The following is a 20,939-nucleotide window of genomic DNA, read 5'->3' on the forward strand; positions in this document are numbered from 1 at the left end:
CCTGTGTTTCAAGTCAAAACCGGTCTATGGATTTCTCGCCTCAATTCGCCATAGGGATTGCTGTGCATCACGGGAGATCTGGGACGTAGTGAAGGCCTGGCCAGTAGGGGGATTTCTGAGCGCTTGCACTTGGCAGGCATCCAGGAACGCGAGGGACAGACCGGCCTTCACCGCAAAGTTCATGTTCTGCGCGTCGGGTACGGTTGAGGTCACCATTCCCACTACTGCGCCTGATGTATCGAAAAGCGGACTGCCGCTCGAACCGGGCTGAATCGGGGCGGTGAACTGCAAAAGGCTGGCGTCATTGTGAAGACCGAATAGGGCGGATACGCCACCTTGGGTGACGTGCACTCCACCGCCAGCCAGGCCGGCCATGGGGAATCCCATCGCAACGACCTGTTCTCCCAAGTCGCAGCCCATGCCGTCACGGAAGGTCACCTGCTTGAACGCCGGCGCACCGTGAACCCGCAGTAATGCCAAGTCGTTCCTGCGGTCGACAACAACCGGTTCAGCACGGTGTCGACCGTCAAAGGATGCAATGTGGATTTCCTGCATGTCCTCGATGACATGTGCGCAAGTGAGGATGTGCGTTGGGGAGACGGCAAACCCCGTTCCAGTTGCGCTGCTAGAGCGGCTGCAGTCAGGAGAGCTGGAGCGACGATGTGGATGTGCATCGTCGATATTCAGGCCAATTCGGCGTCCAAGGGCGGCCAAGCCGTACGCAGAGCCCTCCGCTAGGGCCCGGAATTTCCACTGCTGATTGCGGCAATAGAATTCGCCGATGACGATCGCTGCTTCGCCGTTGTCAGAAAGATCGAGGCTGTACTCAATCTGACCGTCGACTTGCAGTCGGAGGCTTCGCAGTTCGCGAACGGGACCAATGGCCGAAAAGGCGTAGACAACGACCAGAACACGGTCGGCTCCAGCTGGCAAAGCAGACAGATTCAGCTTGCAGCCAACCTTCTCTTGGCTGCCATTCCACTCCATCCAGCTCTGATCAACCTGGAAGAGCGCCGCATCTCCTTTCGGCTGACGCTTGTCATCAACCGGAAGAAGAGCAACTGCAGCATATTCCCCGAAGGCCGTGGTATTCGCACACTCCAGCGTCCAGGAGCACTGCGGTGCTCCTATCGCGGTGTTTGCGCCTGGCGCCAGCACCATCATCCCTGCATCGCTCCCTGAATCGTGATCCTTACAAAGCAAGGCAAAATAGTATCAAACTTAAGGTTTGATTAAATATCAGGCTTTGTCGGTATCGCAATCGTGATGGCCTTCACTCTGACATTCGGTCGCCACTCACTCTCTGGCGCCGGCAGACCCAGGCGTGTTGTAGCGAAGATGCCAGGAAGGTTGATGCCGGTATGTTGGGTGTAGCCAATACCACCGGAATAGCGGGGATTGATTTCCAGAAGGTGGGGGATGCCATTGGAGTCATCCTTAGTCTGGACGTTGACCAATCCGTCGCACTTGAAATGGCGGGCTGCACGAAGCGCCAGCTCTACTGCGGCGGTGTCTCTCTCAAAGGTCTGATGAAGGCCTTGCTTGCGGCGTCCCACATATGCGATCGGCTCGCCACCTTTGCACACCATGTCGATCGAACATTCGCTTCCTGCGAAGTAAGGCATGACCAAGAGCGGTGCCCGCTCAGAAGAAGCGCAATAGGCTTGCAGGTAGGTCTCGAAATTGATTTCCCTGCTGTCCGGGTTGGCAAAGCAACGGAACGGGTCCGCTCCCTCTTTGAACCGCCAGAAGCCTTGTCCGTAAATGCCCACCGCGGGCTTAACGCACACCTCTCCATGTGCACTGAGCTCTCTGTACGCGTCCGCCAACTGCTGGGAGTTGGTGGCAGTGATGGCGGGCACGCAGGCCAGATGTGCCAATTCGGCTTCGGCGGTGAAGTTGGTCTTGTTGTCTACCAGATGGAAGGTATCCATCGACAATCCGCCAGTGACCAGATCCAGACCCGCATCAACGAAACGCTGCCGTTGAGCCTCAAAGACGCTGCCTACCCGGCCAGCAAGGATCACCTTGATACCGTTGGTGACTGCGGTATCCAGTACCCAGCCGATGCGCTCTTGGTTGTCCGTCGGCTCGGTGAAGCTGACATCAGCGTTGGCGGTTATCTCCGGCCTGTCCTGGCGATGGGAAGCGCAGATCTTGATATGTGCTGGAAGGGCTTTCCGTGCACCAAGGATTATGTCGCGCTGGCTGGACTGCCCTTCAAGAAACCAGATCAAAATAAAGCCCTCAGGAGCCTAGGCATCGAGTGCCACAAGTGGATGGATGATGAAGGGGGAGATAACAGCCGAGACATACCGACCAACCAGCGCCAAGAATTCTACTGGAGCTTTTGCTCAATTTTCGCCGATTGATGAAGCACTTTGCCACCAAATATGCCAAAGCCGTATCACACTGCCCAGATCGGGCATCAGAAATTGCTCGATCATGGAAAAAATACTCTGGCCCCAGTCGCATCTGTCCTCGAGCAGCGGGGTCGAACCTTCGTTGGCCTGCTATGCGATGGGTGATTGGATACGAGCTTCATCGCATCCGCAATGATGCTTTCTATAGCAGTCTTAGTGGCCAAGCTGGCTTTCGCGCTTACTCGCGTCAAGCCAGAGAGGATAGGGCCTCAATCATCTCCGGCAGCGCCTCTGTCATGACTACAATTACGGCAGATCTCGACTTCGCATCCAATTTCAGACTGAATCGCAGCTTTCGCCATCAGATTCAGGCTCGTTTTATAGAAGAGCGAATCCCGATGCGCTTTTGGCAGAAATTTAAAAGTGCATTAAATCCTGAACTGAAGAACTCTATAAGCTCGACTAGGCGCGCACCTCTACATCTGGCATGACCCAGCGCTATTTGAAAGCATCACTCCGAGCATGCTGCTCTTCTTTTGTCCACTTTGAAAACCAAGGGGAGCTCTTCTACGAAACCATGCACTTCTCGCTGAGAGTAATAGCTAGCTCGTTGTCGGCGACCTTCCAGCAGTCGAGGGATTCGTGGACCGGACTCAGGAATACGGTGGTCTTAAGTCGAGTTTCCAGAGAGCCGCCACGTCGACCTTGAATCGCTTTGCTGCAGCTAAGGCGGCCTAGCCCCTTGGGGCAATGGATGTGTAACGACAAAACAAACCGTTTGCGCACTGCCCCTTAGCCACTCAAGCGCTCCACGCGCGAACAACAGCTGAGTCTCGGTCTTCCCTAGCCCAAAAATCTCCGATTCGAACTCCGCTCTCTGGCTCTGGCTCTGGCTCTGGCTCTGGCTCTGGCTCTGGCTCTGGCTCTGGCTCTGGCTCTGGCTCTGGCTCTGGCTCTGGCTCTGGCTCTGGCCTCAGATGTTCGCGTGCGCCCTCCCGACTGCCCGGTGGCCTAGATGCGCGATCACGAACTGTACCGGATACACCCAATTAAGCTGTCGCATCGCTCCGCCGACACGGAGACCATAACTGCTGGTGCACGCATCGCTAACCGCAAGGCCAGGAGTCTGCGAGCCGTGTAGTTAATCAGGACCCGAGCCCCGGCGCTGGACGATGCAAGTGACGCCAGAGCAAGCGCACAGCCCCCTGCGCAATCACTCCGTTCAGCAGCTCCTAATCGGGTCTATGCATGGTAACTTTGGCGGCGCCGAGAAGTAATAGCCATTTGCCTGTCTCAGGAGTATCGGTCTGCTTGCCGCTGGAGAATACCCAAGGAACGGGGACGCTTGCTCGTATCCAGGCTCATGGCCACTCACGAGGCTCCATCCCTAGAGTGGAATGGTCCAGGAATTTATCAGGATCGATATACACGCGTTGGTACGAGCCTCGACAGTTGCATCGCACTACCGGACTGGCCACCGCGATGTGGGTCGTCCATCCAGGAATGCATAGGGGTCTTCATGACAAACATCCGTCATGGTTCTACAGCGGCTTTCGCCGCCCTGCTGTTGTCGGGTTGCACCAGCATCACCCAGAACAATATCTCCAGTTGGTACCAACTGCGCGAAAGTGATCCGCCCACCTACGCCGTGGGGATAGCAGGCTTCGATGGAAAACTCGAAGACCCACATGGCCAGCGTCTGACGCTTCGATTCCGAGATGCGGCAACCAAGACCCATGCGGTAGAAATCACGATCAGGAACGGCTTCAAGAACGATGGAACCTTTGTTCTGCCGCTGACGCCTCGTGGCTACGAGCTGTACCAGTTCGAACTGCAGTATTTCAGCCATGAGGTCCAGGTTGAGTCCGGTGAATACCGGAGCTCGTGCACATACTCGGGGGAGGAAGAAGGCAAGCGCTCGAAGAGTTACACAGCCACCAACACTTCGACCTGCAGCTCGGGACCAGTGACCTATACCGAGGAGCGATTCGCCACCTACATCTCACCCAAGTTCTCGGCACCCTTCAAGCTCAGCCCGAACAGGACCTCATACATCGGCAACTTCCTGGTTCAGTGCGATTTCCAGATTGCTTACAGCCGGAACTCCGCACAGTCATGCTGGCTGAACTACGGCATGGGTGATACGGCCCCTGTGAGGCAAGCGATGACAAAGGGCAACTATCCCCCGCTCGCTATCGTCCCCTTGGAAGTGGGGGCTATTGAAAGTCAGATCCACTCAGCCTATTGAGTGCCAGCAAACTGGATTAACCACTCTCGAAATCAGGAACCAAACGATGCCCCCGGGGCTAGCCACACTCAGCACACTCTCCGGATCGCCCCGCACTTCTTCAATGAACGTTGTTGGACTCGACAAATCACCTTCCCGGAAGACCTAGAAGCAAGGTTGGTCGTCTAACGAGCAAATGCAGTGATCACCTAGGACATCCGCATGGTGTTCCAGCACTCGCAGCGCCGAGACATCGTCCCGATCTACGAAGAGTACGCGTATTTGGTAGGTGCGACGGATTGGCAGGAGGCACTGGCCACCTTCATATCGGAGCTTCTGGCGGCGTACGATCGATATGGCAAGCACCATCTGCCAGTGATGAAATACCTGGAGGCCCAGCTGGGGTGTGGGGCCAATGAAGGAGCTAACGCTGAGCGGAGTCAAAGCTGTGTATAGAGAGGCGATTGACCCTGCGGCCCCAAATGCAGAGTGGGCCAGCTGGTGGGCGGCTGTGGCCACAGAAGCTCACACCGTAGTGTCGGCGCCGACGGAAAAGGCAGCAGGAGAGATCATCGCCTGGTGGCACAGGGAGTGGAGTGTAGTCGAAGCCCCCCCCCTAGCGCCTGCGCTCTGCGGCCCGAAAACTCAAGACCTAACCTCCGCACCTAACTTCTCCTCCCACCGTGGGTTTTACGAGCCACGGCGCCTGGTCGCCTAAGGCCTGGATAGCACTACGCCACCCCTCTCGGATATCCTCCGGCCACGCAAACCTGAACGAGCAAGGACGACCGCATGCGCAAGCTGTTCCAGATCTGGCTATTCCTGACCATCTGCTCCATGACGGTCTACACCCCTTTCTACCTATTCGGGAACAACGCCCTCGACGCGGTAGAAGAGGTCACACCCGAAGATTTGATCCCATTCACCGGGTACAGAGGCCAGGACGATGAGCGCGTAGCAAATGCCCTGCGAGCCACCGGGATCGACACCTCCATGGAGTTGGAGGACGCACTGGAAGACAACAAGCTGCTCTCCAATGTGGAAATCCGCTACGCCACAGACCCTCAGTTGGTCCGTACCTCTATGGCTACCGGGCTGTCTATTGTTGAGGCAGTCGCAGACGCCGGAGATGGCCTGCAACTGCGAATTGTCTTCACTGTGATCCCGAAACGCTTCCTAAAGTCCTGGACAATGGTGAACGGGGTGCTGGGCATGCAGATCAGTGACGGCAAACACTCCTACGAGATGCTTGAAGACCTGAACGATCAAGTCCACCTCTACGCACTTTTTGAGAAGTCTGGTCGAGCAGGTACCGAATCTGTCCAAAGGATGAAAGGCCGATTCAAGGTATTATTGGCAGCCACAGAAGAGAGAGCGCGCGCGCGGCAGAGCGATCAGGCCGGCATCTCTCAAGCGGCCATTCCAAATCCGCTGGCAAATAGCGCGGCCACGGGGAGCGAGAACAGCACTAGCCCGCAGCAGCCAAGCCGCAATACGGCTGCCATCTCGACCGAGGACTACCTGAGAGGCTACAACGACCAACTCAATAAGGCCGATTCTGGAGCGCCGGCCAAAGCTCAGGCGTTCCAGTCGTCCCAACAGCCAAGCTCCGTCCTGTCTGCTGATGACCAAGCCGTTGGCGATGGCCACACTGCCGGCCCGACTAGCCGGCCAGGCCAGCTCACGCGGGCAGGAAATTACAGCATCGAAAAGATCGTGATCTTCCAGTTCGATGGCAAGCCCGCTTACTGCGCAGATGAAGGTATCGACGGACCGAACTGTCATGGAGACGCTTCGTCCTGGATCGGGGCGGGCACCCATGAGGACTACATGGACCCGGGCAGCTCCATTTGCATCGCCGGGGAGCCGGGGTGTCATTTGCCCCAGCACTTCCCGGCAGACATCCGGGGTTGAAATGAGAGGGGCTCATGTAGAGCCCCCGCTTCAGACTCGGTGCGCAAAGGTTGCCCTATCATTGGTTCAAATGTTTCCGGAGAGTGGGATTGAAGACAGGCCCCTTCGCCATGGCATTCGCACTGGTCAAACCTTTCCTCGTCGTCTGGCGCACGATCGAGGTCGGCAAGTCGCTGCTGGTCTACGACGGTGCGATTGTCCTGGTCGAAGACAAGGAGGCTTGTGAAGCGCTCAATCCGCCAGCCGAGGATGGCTGCCGCGTGAAAGGTCGCCTTGAGGCAAACATTAATCATACCTGGCGGCTGCAACCCATCCGGGTCGATGTTTATCCGCATGACCTCCGCCCCCTTCACCTATCGAGCAGACGACTACCGCATTTCTCGCATCAAGCCGGCCGTAATCGCGCTTCTCGTAGTGATATTGGCCCTCGCCCTATTGGGCCCGTTCGTAAACTGGCGAGATAGCTAGCATGAGCACGCTACCAGGCTTGAACCCGGGAAAGGCTCTGATGGCCGATCTCCGGGCCTTTCAGATGGTAAAGAATGTCGGTTGCCTCAAGGACGGGGCACATGCCGCATCTGTGCTAATGGAGGCTCATTTCGACCAGATCCTGAAACAGGTCAAAGCCGGCGACTGGGGTGCGCTCAACAATCTCTGTACCCTCTGCAGCAACTCGACTGAGGTCAACCTGCTGCGCCGCTATTTCATCTTGTTTCTGCCGGTGACTTTCAAGGCCGACGGAAAATACATGCGGGACAAGGCGCCCTATGACGAAGTTCGGGTGCGCAGGCTACTGGTCAGCCCTGCCATCTACAAGCGCCTCGAGGCAACAAAGCTGGTCATCACCCTAGACACCTTGGAAAAGATCCAGGTGGCCATAGAGCCGGTGGCAGCGAACTGGCGGCGCTACCTGCTCGACTATCTGAAATGGCCCCGGACAGACGCCCCAGTAGGCCTAGGCGCTCTGTTCGATGTGGAATGGGTTACCGCCGGCATGCTCGCGCACCATGGCTACCACGTGGGCCAATATGGCGAGCCCCGGCACACTCGGCTTCGGATACTTGAACAACTCCTGAAGTCGGACTTGCACAACACTCCCTTCTCTGAAGCCTATCTTCGGGAATGGGGTGGTCCCGGAGGCCTTGTGCGGCTACTCAAAATAGCGAACACCATCGCCGCACTGTGTCGCAACGCCAGGCGCAAGCCGGGGAATTTCCAGGCTGCAATTCAGGAGTGGGAATCGGACTTGGAGTACCTCCACGACACTCACTTCGTTCAGTTCCTAAAGACGCCATTAGGGACATGGCCCACAATCTAACGACGGGAGAAACCCGCCCCAGTATCGATCTTTGAGTAACGCTCTCTTCAGCCTTGGCGAGAAGCGCGCAGCTAAAAATGAAAATGCTGCCCGGAGGCGGCTGTCAAGTTAGGAGTGCATGTTTACTTCTTCCCGGCCAGTCGACTGCCCCTACTACCTTAAATCCGGCGTTACCTCTCTACATCTGCATCAAACAGAGATTTCACTCAAAAAAATATCAGTCCTACATCACTGCAATGACATACCACCAGGAGACTTCCCGACCATGTCATTGCATTGCCCTCGCTGCCGCTCGCTTAGGATCGCATCTGCAAATCCCGCCATGAAGTTCGGCATCATTTCCGGGACTTTCTGTGGCGCGGCTCGTGGCGCCGCAGCTGCGCTAGCAGCTAGTCGAGTCAGCTTAGCCAGCCCTCATGTCAGCCCGCTAAGCATCTCTCTCGGATCATTATCCGGCGCCATCCTCGGAGCTCTGGCCGGCGCCATCAGTGGCTGCACATTCGGCGCCCAAGTCGGTGAGCAGCTTGATCGCTATGCGCTAGCCAACAACATCTGCCTGACCTGCGGTATTCGCTTCAACCTGCCGATCTGATCGGATCTCACCTTTCCTCCCCCCCTTAAATACCCGCCGGTGCTGCGCATGACGCAGCGCTGTATGCCGGCTATTGCCCAAAAGGAAAATCATCATGGCTCATCTCGTAGAAAGCATGGCGTATGTCGGCGCGGCTCCCTGGCACGGCCTGGGTAGCCGACTGTCTCAGCGGCAGCCGCTGGAAGTTTGGCAGCGTGAAGCTGGAATGGACTGGCAGATCCAGGAAAGCCCCGTTCACTTCAAATCAGACGCCGCTGGCCACCTCGGCAGCATCCACTCCTTCCCTGAGCAGAAGGTGCTCTATCGCTCCGACACCAAAGCGCCACTCTCGGTCGTCTCTCAACGCTACCAAGTCGTGCAGCCGCGAGAGGTATTGGAGTTCTATCGCGACCTCACTCAAGTCTCCGGCTACGAGTTGGAAACCGCGGGCGTGCTCAAGGGTGGTCGCAAGTTCTGGGCACTCGCTCGCACCGGACAGAATACCTCGCTGAAGGGCAACGACCTGGTTAACGGTTACTTACTGTTGGCTACGTCCTGCGACGGGACTCTGGCTACCACTGCAACTCCGACAACCGTGCGGGTCGTATGCAACAACACTCTCACCATCGCGGTGAACGGTGCGCCGCACGCTATCAAGGTTCCGCATAGCACTCGCTTTGACGCCCAAGCGGTGAAGAAGCAGTTGGGCATCGCGGTCTCGCAATGGGATGAGTTCATGTACCGCATGCGCATCCTGGCTGATCGCAAAGTGCGGTCGAACGAGGCACTGAACTACTTCATGGGAGTGATGTGCGACACGTCACTTAGCAGCGTCATGCCAGAAAAGCTGGTCAACGAGCGCGCCATGCGCAAAGTGCAGAGCTTGTATGAAGGCCGCGGACGTGGCTCGCAGCTGGAGGCAGCGAACGGCACTGCGTGGGGACTGCTAAATGCAGTTACTGAGTACGTCGACCACGAGCGTCGAGCTCGCAGCAATGAGTACCGCATGGACTCGGCTTGGTTTGGTCAGGGTGCGGTGATCAAGCAAAAGGCGCTGGATATGGCATTGAGCCTGGCAGCCTAAGAAGTCACGATCCTTCGAGGTCCATTCATGGGCCTCGATGGCTGTAGTGGCGAACCATCTACTTTCTGCGCTACAGCAGCTAAGAGCCTTTCTTTGAGTCACTCTTCTTCAGTTCAGTCGCCGTAGCACGGAGTAGTTGGACGGGATCCTCTCCTGCCTGAACTCCTACGACTCGAGCAAAGAGCTCAAGCGACGACATGCCCAATGCATCTGCAATTTGCTCGAAGGTTGTCAGTGTCGCTTCCTGCTTACCTGACTCCAAACGGCTGATATGTGCCTGATGCCCTAGATCAACCTGAGCGAGAAACCGCTCGCTCCTCAATTCCTTTAGGCAAGTGGCAAAAGCGGCCTTCAGCTCCATCGCGGATTTCTTCGTTCAAAGACAAAGATAATCCATGAAGGAGCCTCCAGTGGTATGATCACATAGTCATGTTATATGATATAAATTCTCATCCAAGCAAAGACATTACTGCTTAGCCATCCAGAGTAGGGCTAGCCCCTAAGCCTCGACCACTTAAAAAGCGAGGGGAGAAAAGAAGCTAGGTCGAATAGCTGTCCACTACAGATGCCTCCAGCAAGGAAAATTCAGAGAGGGAAACCCATGAAAATCGCAGTACTCGTAGCCATGCTTTTGGCTACTGCAGCAACGGTCACTCAGGCGGCTAACAACGTCATGCCCTGCTCAAATCCGTGGAACCTGAAAAACTCGCCATTTGCCGGTCTATTCACTGCCGCCGAGGGGCCGGCCAGCACGTGCTTACCGCTCGATGCTCCTAAAGTCGCTCGCCTCGTCATGCCCAATGGTGAGGTGCGGTTCGTATCTGGCTTCAAGCCGGTCACCTGTGGTGATGATGGAATCTGCGCCCTGGGCAAGGATTTCTATGGCAATGCGCCCAAAGGAAACTATGTCGTCGCGGCAGGTTGGTACATGGGCGTCGACACAGCCGGTAACCCGGTTTCCTATGCCAATGGCACAGGCCCTGGCTTCAACGGGAAACGTCAGACTGCCAACTCTCTAGGCAAGCGACAGCCTGGTGAAAAATTCCATGCCGTCTGCCCTATCAACGACAGCGACTACTGCACCGTCGATACCGTCTTGGGGCTTGTCACGGTGAAACTGGCCAGCCTGCCCATCATTGGCATTCCGGCCGTCAACGAAGCGGATGTGGCAGCCAAAGGAGGGAACTGCGACTCCCTGCCCATGTGCTACGACAAGAACGGCAATCAGATCGGCGTAAATGCCGACATGCTCCCGAAAAAATAACCCCCTTAATCCCCCAATGCCCTGTGGAAGCCATCTTCCGCAGCGGGCCGGCTCACCCTAAGGAAATGTCATGAGCACCAGTTTTGATAACGCCCAATCCAACGGCGCTGACGCAGTCGGCAATCAATGGCACTACGAGCAGAACGGCGAACGCAAAGGCGGCTTCGATCAACAGCAGATCATCGATTTGATCCGCAGTGGAACGCTGACCTACGGCTCGATGGTTTGGAAGAAAGGCATGACCGCATGGGCCAAGATTGAGCAAACAGAGCTTCGCCAGCACCTGGATGAGTTCGGACCGCCACCCCTCACCGGATCCGGCGTGAACAACAAAATTGTTTGGCTGATCGCGTTCGCCCCGATCATTGGCTACCTGCTGGAGTCTTTCGTCGCCGGCCTGTTCGGTGCGGATGAAGCGCAGTGGGAGCGAGCCATGTCGGAGAACCGCTACTGGTACGTCACCCTGGCATTGAACATTGGCTTATCCGTGCTCGACTCCAAGCGCCTCAAGCAAGCCGGTCATGATGTCAGCCGCTTCAAAGGCTGGGTATTTGTGGTGCCGGTTTACCTGTATCAGCGCTCCAAACTGCTGAACCAAAACCTCGCCTACTTCATCACCTGGATCGTCTGTTTCTTCATCAGCATTGGTGCTCACCAGGGCTAAGCGCCCCAACGCACCAGCAGCAAATCCCTTGCATGCCCGGCCGGTGAAGACCTGCTGGGCTTTTTTATGCCCGGAGGCTTCTATGGCCCACGCCTATCTCACCCCCAGCTCGGACCTACCTCGCCCTGCCCTACGCTTGGTAAGCACGAAGGATCTGTCTCGCGATGACTGGCTTGCTGTCCGCAAGCGCGGCATTGGCAGCTCCGATGCAGCCGCTGCTGTCGGCCTTAACCCCTACAAGTCACAGCTGGAGTTATGGCTGGAGAAAACCGGCCGCGATTCAGGATTACCTAAGAGCGATGTGAACGATGAGGAAAGCCCCACCTACTGGGGCAACATCCTGGAATCGATCGTCGCGCGGCATTACACCCAGCGCACAGGCAATCGAGTACGCCGTATCAATGCCGTGCTGCAGCATCCTGACGCGAAGCTCGATTGGATGCTCGCAAACATCGATCGTGAAGTCACCGGCGCTGAGGATGTGCAGATACTCGAGTGCAAAACCGCCGGCATCAACGGTGCTCGTCTCTGGAAGGAAGGCGTACCGGTCTACGTACAACTGCAGGTGATGCACCAGTTAGCGGTCACCGGGAAGCAGGCTGCCGATGTGGCTGTGCTACTCGGTGGTCAGCACTTGGAGATCCACCGCATCGAACGTGATGACGAACTCATCCATTGGCTCATTGAGTTGGAGAAGGAGTTTTGGGGCTACGTTCTTCGTGACACTCCACCGCCTGCAGATGGGTCTGAATCGGCGGAGCGTTCCTTGCGTTGTCTGTACCCCCTGGACCAGGGACGCACACTGGATTTTTCTGAAGACGTCATCCTGTCATCGGCGTTCGATGAATTGAAATCTGTGCGCGCCACTCTCGACCGTCAGGGCAAGCGCGAGGCGGAGCTGAAGCAGCAGTTGCAGCAAGCCATGGGAGATGCCAGTCGAGCAGTGTTCGCCAGCGGCGTGGTGTCCTGGCGCAAAGCCAAGGACAGCGTAGTGCTCGATGTCGCCCAAGCCCTTAAAGAGAAGCCCTACCTCCTCGCACGCTACCCCGCTACCAAGACCGGCAGCCGTCGGTTCTTGATTCTCTGAATGCGTTTCCCCCATTGGCCACCCCAGTGCGATTGCACATCGGGGTGGCCTTTTTTATTCATCCACTGGAGAACCACCAATGCTCAAAGGCCTGGCTATTACCCCGCCAGTGATCGGGCGGATTTCCATCGGCAAGGTCGTGGAGAAGAACGGCAAGCGCCTACCGGAGAAAGACGACCAATTCACCATCACCACACAGGTTCAGTTGCGGGATCACTGGCTGCTACACCCTATCGACGAAGAGCTACGCAAAGCGCAAGGCGGCAAGATTCGTAGCATCCCAATCCGCCTGCTGTTCAATGCTCCTGATTTGAATTTTCGCGCTGAGTACTGCCTGTTCGATCGCCAAACCGGACGGCCGATTTGCATGGGCAATGGCGAAACCTGCAAGCGCCGTGGCGATAAAGGAATCGAGTCACTCCCCTGCCCTTCGCCTGACGGCTGCCCACTCGCCAAGGGCGGCGCCTGTAAGCCCTATGGCCGGCTCAATGTTGCCATTGGAGATGAGGACTCACTAGGCAGCTTTGTGTTTCGTACGACGGGCTTCAACAGCATTCGTACCTTGGCGGCTCGACTGCAGTACCTCCAGGCAATCTCCGGCAATCGTTTGGCCTGTCTTCCGCTGGAGCTACGTATTCGTGGAAAGTCGACACGACAAAGTCACGGGCTGCCGATCTTCTACGTGGACATCACTGTGCGTAACGGCATGTCGATGGAAGAAGCGCTTCACCATGCTCGTGAAGTCGATGAGGCACGACAGGCTGCAGGCTTTGATCAGAGCTCCCTGGACGCAGCAGCGCATTTGGGGTTAGCCAATGGAGCCTTCGAGGACAACGAAGATGCGTGTGAAGTCATAGTCCAGGAGCTCCTTCCAGAAGCCCCAACCGCTGCAGGCATATCCCCAACCACAGCGGGCACACCTGGCAGCTTAACCACACGCCCCACGCTCTCGGCGCTCCTGCGTGATAGGGCCCAAGCACGCAATCAGTAATTCACCAATGGACGACGACAGGCATCGAGATCAGCTCGAGGCCGACCTATACCCACAGGAGTAAGAACCATGCTTAGCCTCACACGCAGCGTCGGCAAAACCATCCGCATTGGCGATGACATTGAGGTCGTCATTCTTCGCATCAGAGGCAACCAGGTGCGAGTCGGAATCTCCGCGCCGCCCCACATCACGGTGCATCGCGATGAAGTCTATCGCCGCATCCAAACTAACCCGGCACCGCCCTGCTGCTAGGCAGTCTCGCAGGAGATCTTCCATGGGTTTGATGCGTTTTTTAGGCCTGTTGTTTGTGTTGATCAGCATCTTCGCCGGTAGTGCAGCCGTAGTGGCGCTGGTGATCATCGCGGTGCGTTTTTGGCCACTGATGCTGGTCATCGTGCTGACCCTTGTCCTCTTTCAATTTAGGCCCAAGGCAGTTCACAAATCTAAGAGATAAAGCGTCATAAGCAGGAGCCCGTCGGGCTCCTGCTGCGTTTTATTTTTTGATCGACAGACAGCTTCCGGCCGATTCTGTTGAAAAAGTCGGCCTCTGGGAGAACAGCTTTTTAGCAGTTCAAAAAATGCTCAATTTTGGTGTTGCTACGTAAAAACCAAGATAGCCCGTCTTCTGAGCGAGTTAGATTTCAATGTCGACCACGCCCTTTCGTGAGCAAACGTCGCGGAGAGGTCTTTTCAACAGAATTGAACGAGCCCCTTGAAACACAGGACACCGTTTCCCCCTTACCATAAGGGATAGGCAAACGACTGTGTTTATGACTACCAGCAAAGACAAAACCATCGAAGTGCTCGGCCAGGAGCGGCGTCGCCGCTGGAGCGTCGAGGAGAAACTGGCCATGGTGCGCGAGAGTTTCGAGCCCGGGCAAAGCGTCTCGGTGGTGGCCCGGCGTAACGGGATCAACCCCAACCAATTGTTCCACTGGCGCAAGCTTTACCAGGACGGCAGCCTCTCGGCGGTCAGTGCGGGTGAAGCGGTGGTGCCGGCCTCCGAGTTGGCCGATGCCCTCAAGCAGATCCGCGAACTGCAACGGATGCTGGGCAAGAAAACCATGGAGGCCGAGATCCTCAAGGAAGCAGTGGAGATCGCCCGCTCGCGAAAATGGATTGCGCACTCACCCTTGTTGCCGGGGGACGACCAGTGAAGGCGGTCAGTGAGAGTCTCGGTGTGGCGCGCTCGCAATTGACGGCTCGATTCAAGCATCCCACTCCCGTGCTGCAGCCACATCGTCGCCGGACGCTCAACGATGCGGCCCTGGTCGAACAGATCAAGCAGGCCGTCGGCGCGTTGCCCAGCTATGGCTACCGGCGGGTCTGGGGCCTGTTGCGGCGGCAGCATGAGCAGCAGGCCCAGCCACCGGTCAACGTGAAGCGGGTGTATCGCGTCATGCGAGACCACGATCTGCTGCTGGAGCGCCGACGCAAACAGCCGGGAGTGGCACGGCGTCATGAAGGTCGTGTCGCCGTGGATACGAGCAACACCCGCTGGTGTTCGGATGGCTTCGAGTTCCGCTGCGAGGACGGCGAAAAACTACGCGTGACCTTCGCTCTGGACTGCTGCGACCGCGAAGCCATCAGTTGGGTGGCCAGCGCAAACGGCTACAGTGGCGACGATGTTCGCGACGTAATGCTGGAAGCCGTAGAGCAACGCTTCGGAAGTGAGCTGCCGGCGTCGCCGGTGCAATGGCTGAGCGATAACGGCTCGGCCTATACCGCCGAACAGACCCGCGCCTTTGCCCGGCAGATCGGCCTGCTGCCGCTGACCACCCCGGTGTGCAGCCCGCAGAGCAACGGTATGGCGGAGAGTTTCGTGAAGACCATGAAGCGCGATTACATCCGCCACATGCCCAAGCCCGATCGAGCGACGGCCCTGCGCAACCTGACCATCGCCTTCGAGCATTACAACGAGGAACATCCGCACAGCGCACTGAACTACCGCTCACCTCGGGAGTTCAGGCGCTTGGCTGAGGCATCAACTTAACGGGGTGCCGGTGTCCGGTTTGATAGGGGCAAGTCCAAGAATCGGCTGTTAGCTGCCTCTGTGGAGCGGCAGTTACGGACCCAAAGCACGTAATCGCTTTGCATATTTGCATGCCCGGAGATGGCTGAGCTGAGTCATTTCTCACCGACAGTCCGAGCGTCCACCCAATCCGATTGGCGACGAACCTCGATATCGACGATGTGGCGAGGCGTTCGCCCCAGCCGGGGATCGCCGTTGGCAACGGCGAGGATGACTTCATCTTCGTCGCCAGCCCACAGGCCGACTAGGTAGTGCAGGAAGAAATCCGCATAGGAGCAGCTAGCGTCCCGCACCTGTAACGCCGAGACCGAAGTTTTGCTTGTGTGCAACTGGGTCAAGTTCCTAACGAGCCGGGCCGGGGCAACCCAAAGCGTCGGGCGCGACCAGGCCGGCGTCGCGAACAGGTAATAGGCGTGCTCAGACTGTTTGAGCATGTCCTCGCATTGCCGCAGGTTGACACCTATCGTAGAACCGAAGCTCTTCCCCGACCCAGTGCCGCTTCGCTTTTTCACCTGTACAAGGGTGGTCCGCTGGATCACCGTTTTGCCCTCGTCCACAATACGGGTTAGGAACAGCACATCGGCCCCCAGTGGAGCCCCGGCGGGCGTGTTGGTCCCTTCCTCCCGCTTCCCGGGCTGACGCACTTTCACCGACAGGCTCGGATACGTACACTGGTTCGTGACCTCGAGCTGGCGCAGCCGACGGCTCGCGTTGCGTACTGCCTCCTGCGTCAGGGCCAGTAAGCGCGCAGTATGGGCCTCCTCGTCCTCTCCCCAGGTCTCCGAATACTCGTCGCAAAACTCTTCCTCGATCTGGCTGAGCGCCTTATGAATGAGGCGCTCCACGGACGGGTTGCCCAACCAGGTTTGGGCACCGACGCTGGGTAGCACTGTGGTATTCTCGCTCTGACCTACTGGCCCCTCCAGGTCCAGTGCCCCCCGCACGGACCGTACCACCCCCTTGGCCCTCAGCTGCTTCTGCCTTGGGCCAGCGCTAGCGAGCCGGCTCGCAAAAGCCAGGTGATTTTCATCATCCATCAATCGCAGAAGCACCGGCTCGACTTCGGCGAACGCCGTCTGCTCGAGCCAAAAGCAGGCGAAATCGAGGAGTCCCTGGGCCAGCTCTGGCTCCTCCCTCACTTGGTCGAAAATATCCTGCCGCCAGGCCTCCCGGGCGGCGGGCCCCAGTTGGCTCCACAGCGACTCTCGACCCCACGTCCCGGAAGGCAATTCCCTTAGGCGTGCGACAACGCTTTGCTGGCGGGACTGCGCTGGCTCCCCGAGCTCATGCCAGGCCGCGGCAAGCGCGAGGTCTGAAGGCATGGTGTGCGTCGACAGCGCAGCAAGCGTCGAATAGGCTTTGGCAACGCATTCCTTGAGATAATCTTTCTGCTCTGTCTTCGAATTGTTGCGCCAGCGCAGAAACAGACTGCGCACATCGTCCGCCTCGATCGCGTGGCAATGTTGGATCAGCCGAGGAAAGACCGCCGGATCGGCTCGATCGAGAACCTGCTCGCAGGCCCAGCGGGACTTCTGCACCGTTGGAGAGTTCGCAAAAAGCGAGAAGACAACATTAGGCACTTTGCAGCATTGAGAGCCAGGGATCCCGCCCACATTGGCCTCCAAATAGTCGAGTACGAATTGCTTATGCTGCTCGACCAACTGCTCGAAGGCCCAATTACTCTGGTCGCTCCGTGGTTCCACTAATTCAAGGCAATGGATGTAATCGTCCTCCGACGTACTTGCCAACAGCGCCGCCATGATCTCCCGATCATCCAAAAAACGAGATCGGTCATGTGAATGGGCAGCCAGCAGCCAACTCACCCATTTCGCACGCGGCGCGATCTCCGCCACGATGGTGTCGCGCAAGGCCGGGGAGTCGCCTTGAAGCACGTCCTTCCTGAAAGCCTCTTGGGCAGATAGGTAGGCATTCCGGTCTAGGATGGACGATGAATCCTTGATCCCGATAGATCCGTACCCAAGAATTGAGAGGGTCAGTGCTATCGGCCCGTTCATTGCCGCACTCTGGAGTTCGAACTCAAAGCGCTGACGATCGGGGAAGGAATTCAATAGCCAATTGGACGCATCGCTGATCTTCTCGGTAGACAGGTGGGCGTAGTCCAGCCGAAGCATGCCTTCGCGGACGTCAAAGTAACGTCCTAGGTGTTCGATCAGCGGTGGAGCCCAGTCGGCCAGCAGGATGCTGGCAACCGCCAGTTCGTTGTCGAAGTTAATCTTCACACTCAAGGCGCTCTCCTTTTCCCCGCGGCGAACGCCGCCTGTCCAATGCCGGTATCCGGCTCCGGCGAAGTGCGGCGCGCTTCACCACCGACCACAATCGCTGCAAAGCAGAAAGTGAACTGAATCTGATGAGTTTTCGCTTCTGGCCGATCCCTGTCCTTCGCGTCCGCCGGCTTTGGGTCGGTAGCTGCCCCTCACTAGAGGCAGCAATCCACAGCCAATAGTTGCCATGCTGCGGGGTATCTGAGGCACTCCTCCCAGCCCAAAGACGCGACAGGAGGGGAGCATTAGCTCCCAACCTAATCCCAGAACTCTGTGGGCGGAAAGTCATCGATTGAGTCCTCAATGAAGCCCTCCTCCTCATTAGCTTCCAGGCGCATTGAGATTGATGAGGAAACCAGCCGCCAACGTTGCTCTCGGAACTTCACCTCAAAGTCCAAGGTTGCGCTGAACCATTGGAACTGCTGTGCATAGCGGAATTGCTCGATGCGGGTTAGCTCGGCTTCGCCACGGGCAATCAGTATTCCTTTCTCGGCGTCATACCGGCTCTCCACGAACAGGTTGTCCATGTGAAATCTGATACCCGAAGCCTTTGGTGCCAGGCAGTCCAAGAGGGCTCGCTGAGTAACCTGCTCGGCCAACTCCTCGCGTATGTCTGTGAGAAAAAACACGTCAGCGAACCTCTCAACGCCAAAGGCGACGCGGAGCAGGCGTGCGTCATCGGGGTATCGCAACCCAACATTCTGGAGATCGTGGTAACAGGAAAACCCTGCATTGAGAGACAGACGCTCTCGTGCCTCTGAAAGCTGCCGACCGTACTGCTGAGCAATGGTTTTAGAAAGAGACTTAAAAACGTTCAGTGCGGAAAAAGTGAACATGACATTCCTCGTGCCATGGACGCGACGACCGATTGCCTGTTCACCGGACTGTCCATGATGGGATTGCCATGGTTCTTCGGGGGAGGTTAAGCGATGGGCTCTTGCTTCGCGTAACAGGCGCCAGGCGACCATCACCGCCTTGAAGCAGAAGATATCCAAGCGATTGAGCGAAGACAAGACCCCAACGATTTACGCCTGAACGCCGCCCTGTCAATAACCCACGAAAAAGCTCTGCTCGGTCGCGGCACGAGGCTATCGCCGGGAAAACGTTAAATGCTCCCAATTCGTGAAGTCCAAGACTGGGGAGGCAAAGCGGTTGAATGCTCCGCTTGTCTGCTGCTAAACCCGCCTGGCTCGCAGCTCTGCTCATACTGCTCTAACTCGAGCACTGCGTCCCGAGTGCTGATCTCCGGCGACGTGGCTACAACAATGCATCATCGGATGCGCAGTTCCGCTAAGCCTGACCGCTCGCTGCAGGCAGCGCCCGTTCTACTGGTACAGCCAGATCCATTCAAGATCGATTAAGCCAGCCTATTAACAGACTTTCCTTGCACCTGAGTGCGCCCTGCATACAGATCCTTGGTGCAAGTGCGAGTCATTGGAACATTACTGGCGAACGCGCAGCATCAAATTGACATCAGCCCTTTGAATCGCCCTAAACTGCGCAATCTTGAGCCTGCCAGACCGGTACTAACCGGCCCATGAATAAGGAGATTCTGGTGTTAGAAAATACCCGCCGTAGTTTTGCCTTGAGCACAATCACCATAGCTGCCCTTAGTCTTTCTGGCTGCTTCGACGAAGAGGTCGATGCTCGCCAAACCCAGGATATCCAGGGTCTGATCTACAAGGTGCATGCAGACGATCCCTTTACTGGCCGCGTCCTGAACTACCCGATGAATTTTCTCGGTGTCATCAGCCTCGGCTCCTGCGCTATGGATATCAAGAAAGGCCTGCCTGACGGGGAAGTGATCTGCTCTGACAACAACGGCAAGGTTCTGGCCACTGGCGAGTTTTCCGCCGGCAAACGCAACGGTAAGGACGAGAAGTTCGATCCTGCGTCCGGCAAGAAGACATTCTCTGGCAACTGGGCGAACGGCCTACAGGACGGCCTTCAAGAGCAGTTCAGTCCCAAGACCGGAGGGAAGATTCTCGAAGCTCACTACACTGCAGGTAAGCTGGATGGCCGTGAACGTGCCTGGGATGACTCAGGTAAAACGCTGATCGCTGATCTGGAGTGGACGGCAGGCAAGCGGACTGGCTTCGACAACCGTGGCACGCAGATGCGTACGTACCTAAACGACCAACTGCACGGCACTCAGAAAACGCTCAGTATTGCCGATGGCCACTTCTACATCGAAAGCGAGCAGCATTACTCCAACGGTGTCCAGGATGGCGTTCAGAAAAAGTTCACGCCGAAGGGCGAAGTCACCGAGTTGAGCGTGTTCGAAAACGGCAAAATTCGCTCTCGTACCATCGACAAGTACAGCTACAGCACTGGCAAGCGTGAACATCACGTGAACCTGCTTGCACTGAGCGACGATGTAAATCAGTACATGGACAGCGACATGAGTAAGGACGGGGAGGAACAGTACTGGGATGACAACGGCAACGTCATCCGAGAGTTGCAGTGGGACAAAGGCCGTCTGATTAAAGCTACCGCGACTGTCTGGGCTGCGGGCAATAAGGATAGTGAATACCAGGGAGTCACTATCGAAAACTACGGCCCCACCGGTGTAGTCAAAGATGGTCACGAGCGACTGTTCGACAATAAAGGCGAGCTCAAGGCGATCATCGTCTGGAAGGCCGGCGTTGTGAAACAGTTGCTGTTGACTCTGCCGCCGGAGTTGAGTGCCAAGTACCCCGGCAAGGTGGCTCTGATTCCGGACAGAAATCAATGGCCATGGCCTGTTCGTGACGAGCGCGATTTCGAAGAAGCCAGCACCTACTTTGGCGACCGTTTCGTAGCACGATTCGAGCAGTTGGTAGACATGCCAGCACCTGGTCAGGTCGCGAACGCAAAATCCGACTATGGCCTGGAAGTGAACACCGACGAGCTAAACACCGTTGCATCGGCAGAAGCCTCCAATAGTGACGTCGATGCCTGCGTGCAGAAGAAGTCCGATGCAGTACACGCCGAAAACACCGAGGCGTTGGTGACTCACGACATGCTCGAAGAGTTCACGCAGGAGTGCCAGGTGCACTGACTCGAAGCCACCTGAGGAGCCCATCCTAGAAAGGATGGGCGCCCACTTAGTATCTCGCCTGAGCGTAGGTCGGGGATGTCTATCTTACCGGGGGTAGTCCAT

Annotated in this window: 19 protein-coding genes; 14 read left to right on the top strand and 5 right to left on the bottom strand. The window is 57.0% G+C overall.

All coding sequences use genetic code 11. The annotated features are described in order from the left end of the window. Positions 1 to 24: 24 nt before the first annotated feature. Entirely contained in the window at positions 25 to 1,164 is a 1,140-nt protein-coding gene (locus tag ACNFIA_RS28030; RefSeq protein WP_416790273.1) for a trypsin-like peptidase domain-containing protein, read from the bottom strand. Between the two features lie 68 nt (positions 1,165 to 1,232). Next, on the bottom strand, positions 1,233 to 2,237 hold the full coding sequence (locus ACNFIA_RS28035) for an ATP-grasp domain-containing protein (RefSeq protein ID WP_416790274.1): 1,005 nt from the start codon (positions 2,235 to 2,237) through the stop codon (positions 1,233 to 1,235). Positions 2,238 to 3,882: 1,645 nt separating this feature from the next. Between ACNFIA_RS28035 and ACNFIA_RS28040 the strand changes: the two genes are divergently transcribed. The 6 genes from ACNFIA_RS28040 (at position 3,883) to ACNFIA_RS28065 (ending at position 9,477) form a co-directional block, all read left to right on the top strand. Continuing rightward, positions 3,883 to 4,611, top strand: coding sequence for a hypothetical protein (locus ACNFIA_RS28040; protein ID WP_416790276.1), 729 nt, complete (start codon positions 3,883 to 3,885; stop codon positions 4,609 to 4,611). Between the two features lie 771 nt (positions 4,612 to 5,382). Further along, entirely contained in the window at positions 5,383 to 6,504 is a 1,122-nt protein-coding gene (locus tag ACNFIA_RS28045) for a hypothetical protein (RefSeq protein WP_416790278.1), read from the top strand. A gap of 110 nt (positions 6,505 to 6,614) precedes the next feature. After that, on the top strand, positions 6,615 to 6,968 hold the full coding sequence (locus ACNFIA_RS28050; protein WP_416790280.1) for a hypothetical protein: 354 nt from the start codon (positions 6,615 to 6,617) through the stop codon (positions 6,966 to 6,968). A 44-nt stretch (positions 6,969 to 7,012) separates the two neighbouring features. Beyond that, positions 7,013 to 7,822 (top strand): hypothetical protein, encoded by an 810-nt coding sequence (locus ACNFIA_RS28055; protein WP_065327446.1) that lies wholly within the window; start codon positions 7,013 to 7,015, stop codon positions 7,820 to 7,822. A 322-nt stretch (positions 7,823 to 8,144) separates the two neighbouring features. After that, on the top strand, positions 8,145 to 8,414 hold the full coding sequence (locus ACNFIA_RS28060) for a hypothetical protein (RefSeq protein WP_416790281.1): 270 nt from the start codon (positions 8,145 to 8,147) through the stop codon (positions 8,412 to 8,414). A 94-nt stretch (positions 8,415 to 8,508) separates the two neighbouring features. Continuing rightward, a complete protein-coding gene (locus ACNFIA_RS28065; RefSeq protein ID WP_416790282.1) occupies positions 8,509 to 9,477 on the top strand; it encodes a DUF932 domain-containing protein in 969 nt (322 codons plus the stop codon). A 79-nt stretch (positions 9,478 to 9,556) separates the two neighbouring features. On the opposite strand, the gene ACNFIA_RS28070 is transcribed toward ACNFIA_RS28065, so the two are convergent. After that, positions 9,557 to 9,838, bottom strand: a complete 282-nt coding sequence (locus ACNFIA_RS28070) for a helix-turn-helix domain-containing protein (RefSeq protein ID WP_416790284.1) — start codon at positions 9,836 to 9,838, stop codon at positions 9,557 to 9,559. Between the two features lie 240 nt (positions 9,839 to 10,078). On the opposite strand from ACNFIA_RS28070, the gene ACNFIA_RS28075 reads away from it, so the two are divergent. From ACNFIA_RS28075 to ACNFIA_RS28105, 7 genes are all read left to right on the top strand, one after another. After that, a complete protein-coding gene (locus ACNFIA_RS28075; protein ID WP_416790286.1) occupies positions 10,079 to 10,741 on the top strand; it encodes a hypothetical protein in 663 nt (220 codons plus the stop codon). Between the two features lie 70 nt (positions 10,742 to 10,811). Beyond that, the gene (locus tag ACNFIA_RS28080; protein ID WP_416790288.1) at positions 10,812 to 11,405 is read left to right on the top strand and encodes a DUF4339 domain-containing protein; all 594 of its coding nucleotides are present in this window, start codon (positions 10,812 to 10,814) and stop codon (positions 11,403 to 11,405) included. A gap of 82 nt (positions 11,406 to 11,487) precedes the next feature. After that, positions 11,488 to 12,492: a YqaJ viral recombinase family protein gene (locus ACNFIA_RS28085; protein ID WP_416790290.1), complete on the top strand. Its 1,005-nt coding sequence runs from the start codon at positions 11,488 to 11,490 to the stop codon at positions 12,490 to 12,492. Positions 12,493 to 12,571: 79 nt separating this feature from the next. Beyond that, positions 12,572 to 13,483, top strand: coding sequence for a hydrolase or metal-binding protein (locus ACNFIA_RS28090; protein WP_416790291.1), 912 nt, complete (start codon positions 12,572 to 12,574; stop codon positions 13,481 to 13,483). Positions 13,484 to 13,552: 69 nt separating this feature from the next. Next, complete coding sequence (csrA, locus tag ACNFIA_RS28095) at positions 13,553 to 13,735, top strand: carbon storage regulator CsrA (protein ID WP_416790292.1); 183 nt, start codon at positions 13,553 to 13,555, stop codon at positions 13,733 to 13,735. A 22-nt stretch (positions 13,736 to 13,757) separates the two neighbouring features. After that, complete coding sequence (locus tag ACNFIA_RS28100; RefSeq protein WP_416790294.1) at positions 13,758 to 13,937, top strand: hypothetical protein; 180 nt, start codon at positions 13,758 to 13,760, stop codon at positions 13,935 to 13,937. 316 nt (positions 13,938 to 14,253) lie between these two features. Then, a protein-coding gene (locus ACNFIA_RS28105) for an IS3 family transposase (protein WP_416790296.1) occupies positions 14,254 to 15,476 on the top strand; the annotation gives its coding sequence in 2 pieces (ribosomal slippage) (positions 14,254 to 14,599 and positions 14,599 to 15,476; 1,224 coding nt in all). 134 nt (positions 15,477 to 15,610) lie between these two features. Here ACNFIA_RS28105 and ACNFIA_RS28110 read toward each other — a convergent pair. Continuing rightward, positions 15,611 to 17,761: a hypothetical protein gene (locus ACNFIA_RS28110; protein ID WP_416790298.1), complete on the bottom strand. Its 2,151-nt coding sequence runs from the start codon at positions 17,759 to 17,761 to the stop codon at positions 15,611 to 15,613. Between the two features lie 293 nt (positions 17,762 to 18,054). Then, complete coding sequence (locus tag ACNFIA_RS28115) at positions 18,055 to 18,633, bottom strand: hypothetical protein (RefSeq protein ID WP_416790301.1); 579 nt, start codon at positions 18,631 to 18,633, stop codon at positions 18,055 to 18,057. A gap of 701 nt (positions 18,634 to 19,334) precedes the next feature. Between ACNFIA_RS28115 and ACNFIA_RS28120 the strand changes: the two genes are divergently transcribed. Next, positions 19,335 to 20,837, top strand: a complete 1,503-nt coding sequence (locus ACNFIA_RS28120) for a hypothetical protein (RefSeq protein ID WP_416790302.1) — start codon at positions 19,335 to 19,337, stop codon at positions 20,835 to 20,837. The last annotated feature ends 102 nt before the right edge of the window (positions 20,838 to 20,939 follow it).

Origin of the sequence: Pseudomonas sp. NY15437, assembly GCF_048068435.1 — a bacterium.
GTDB classification, from domain to species: domain Bacteria; phylum Pseudomonadota; class Gammaproteobacteria; order Pseudomonadales; family Pseudomonadaceae; genus Pseudomonas; species Pseudomonas nitroreducens_B.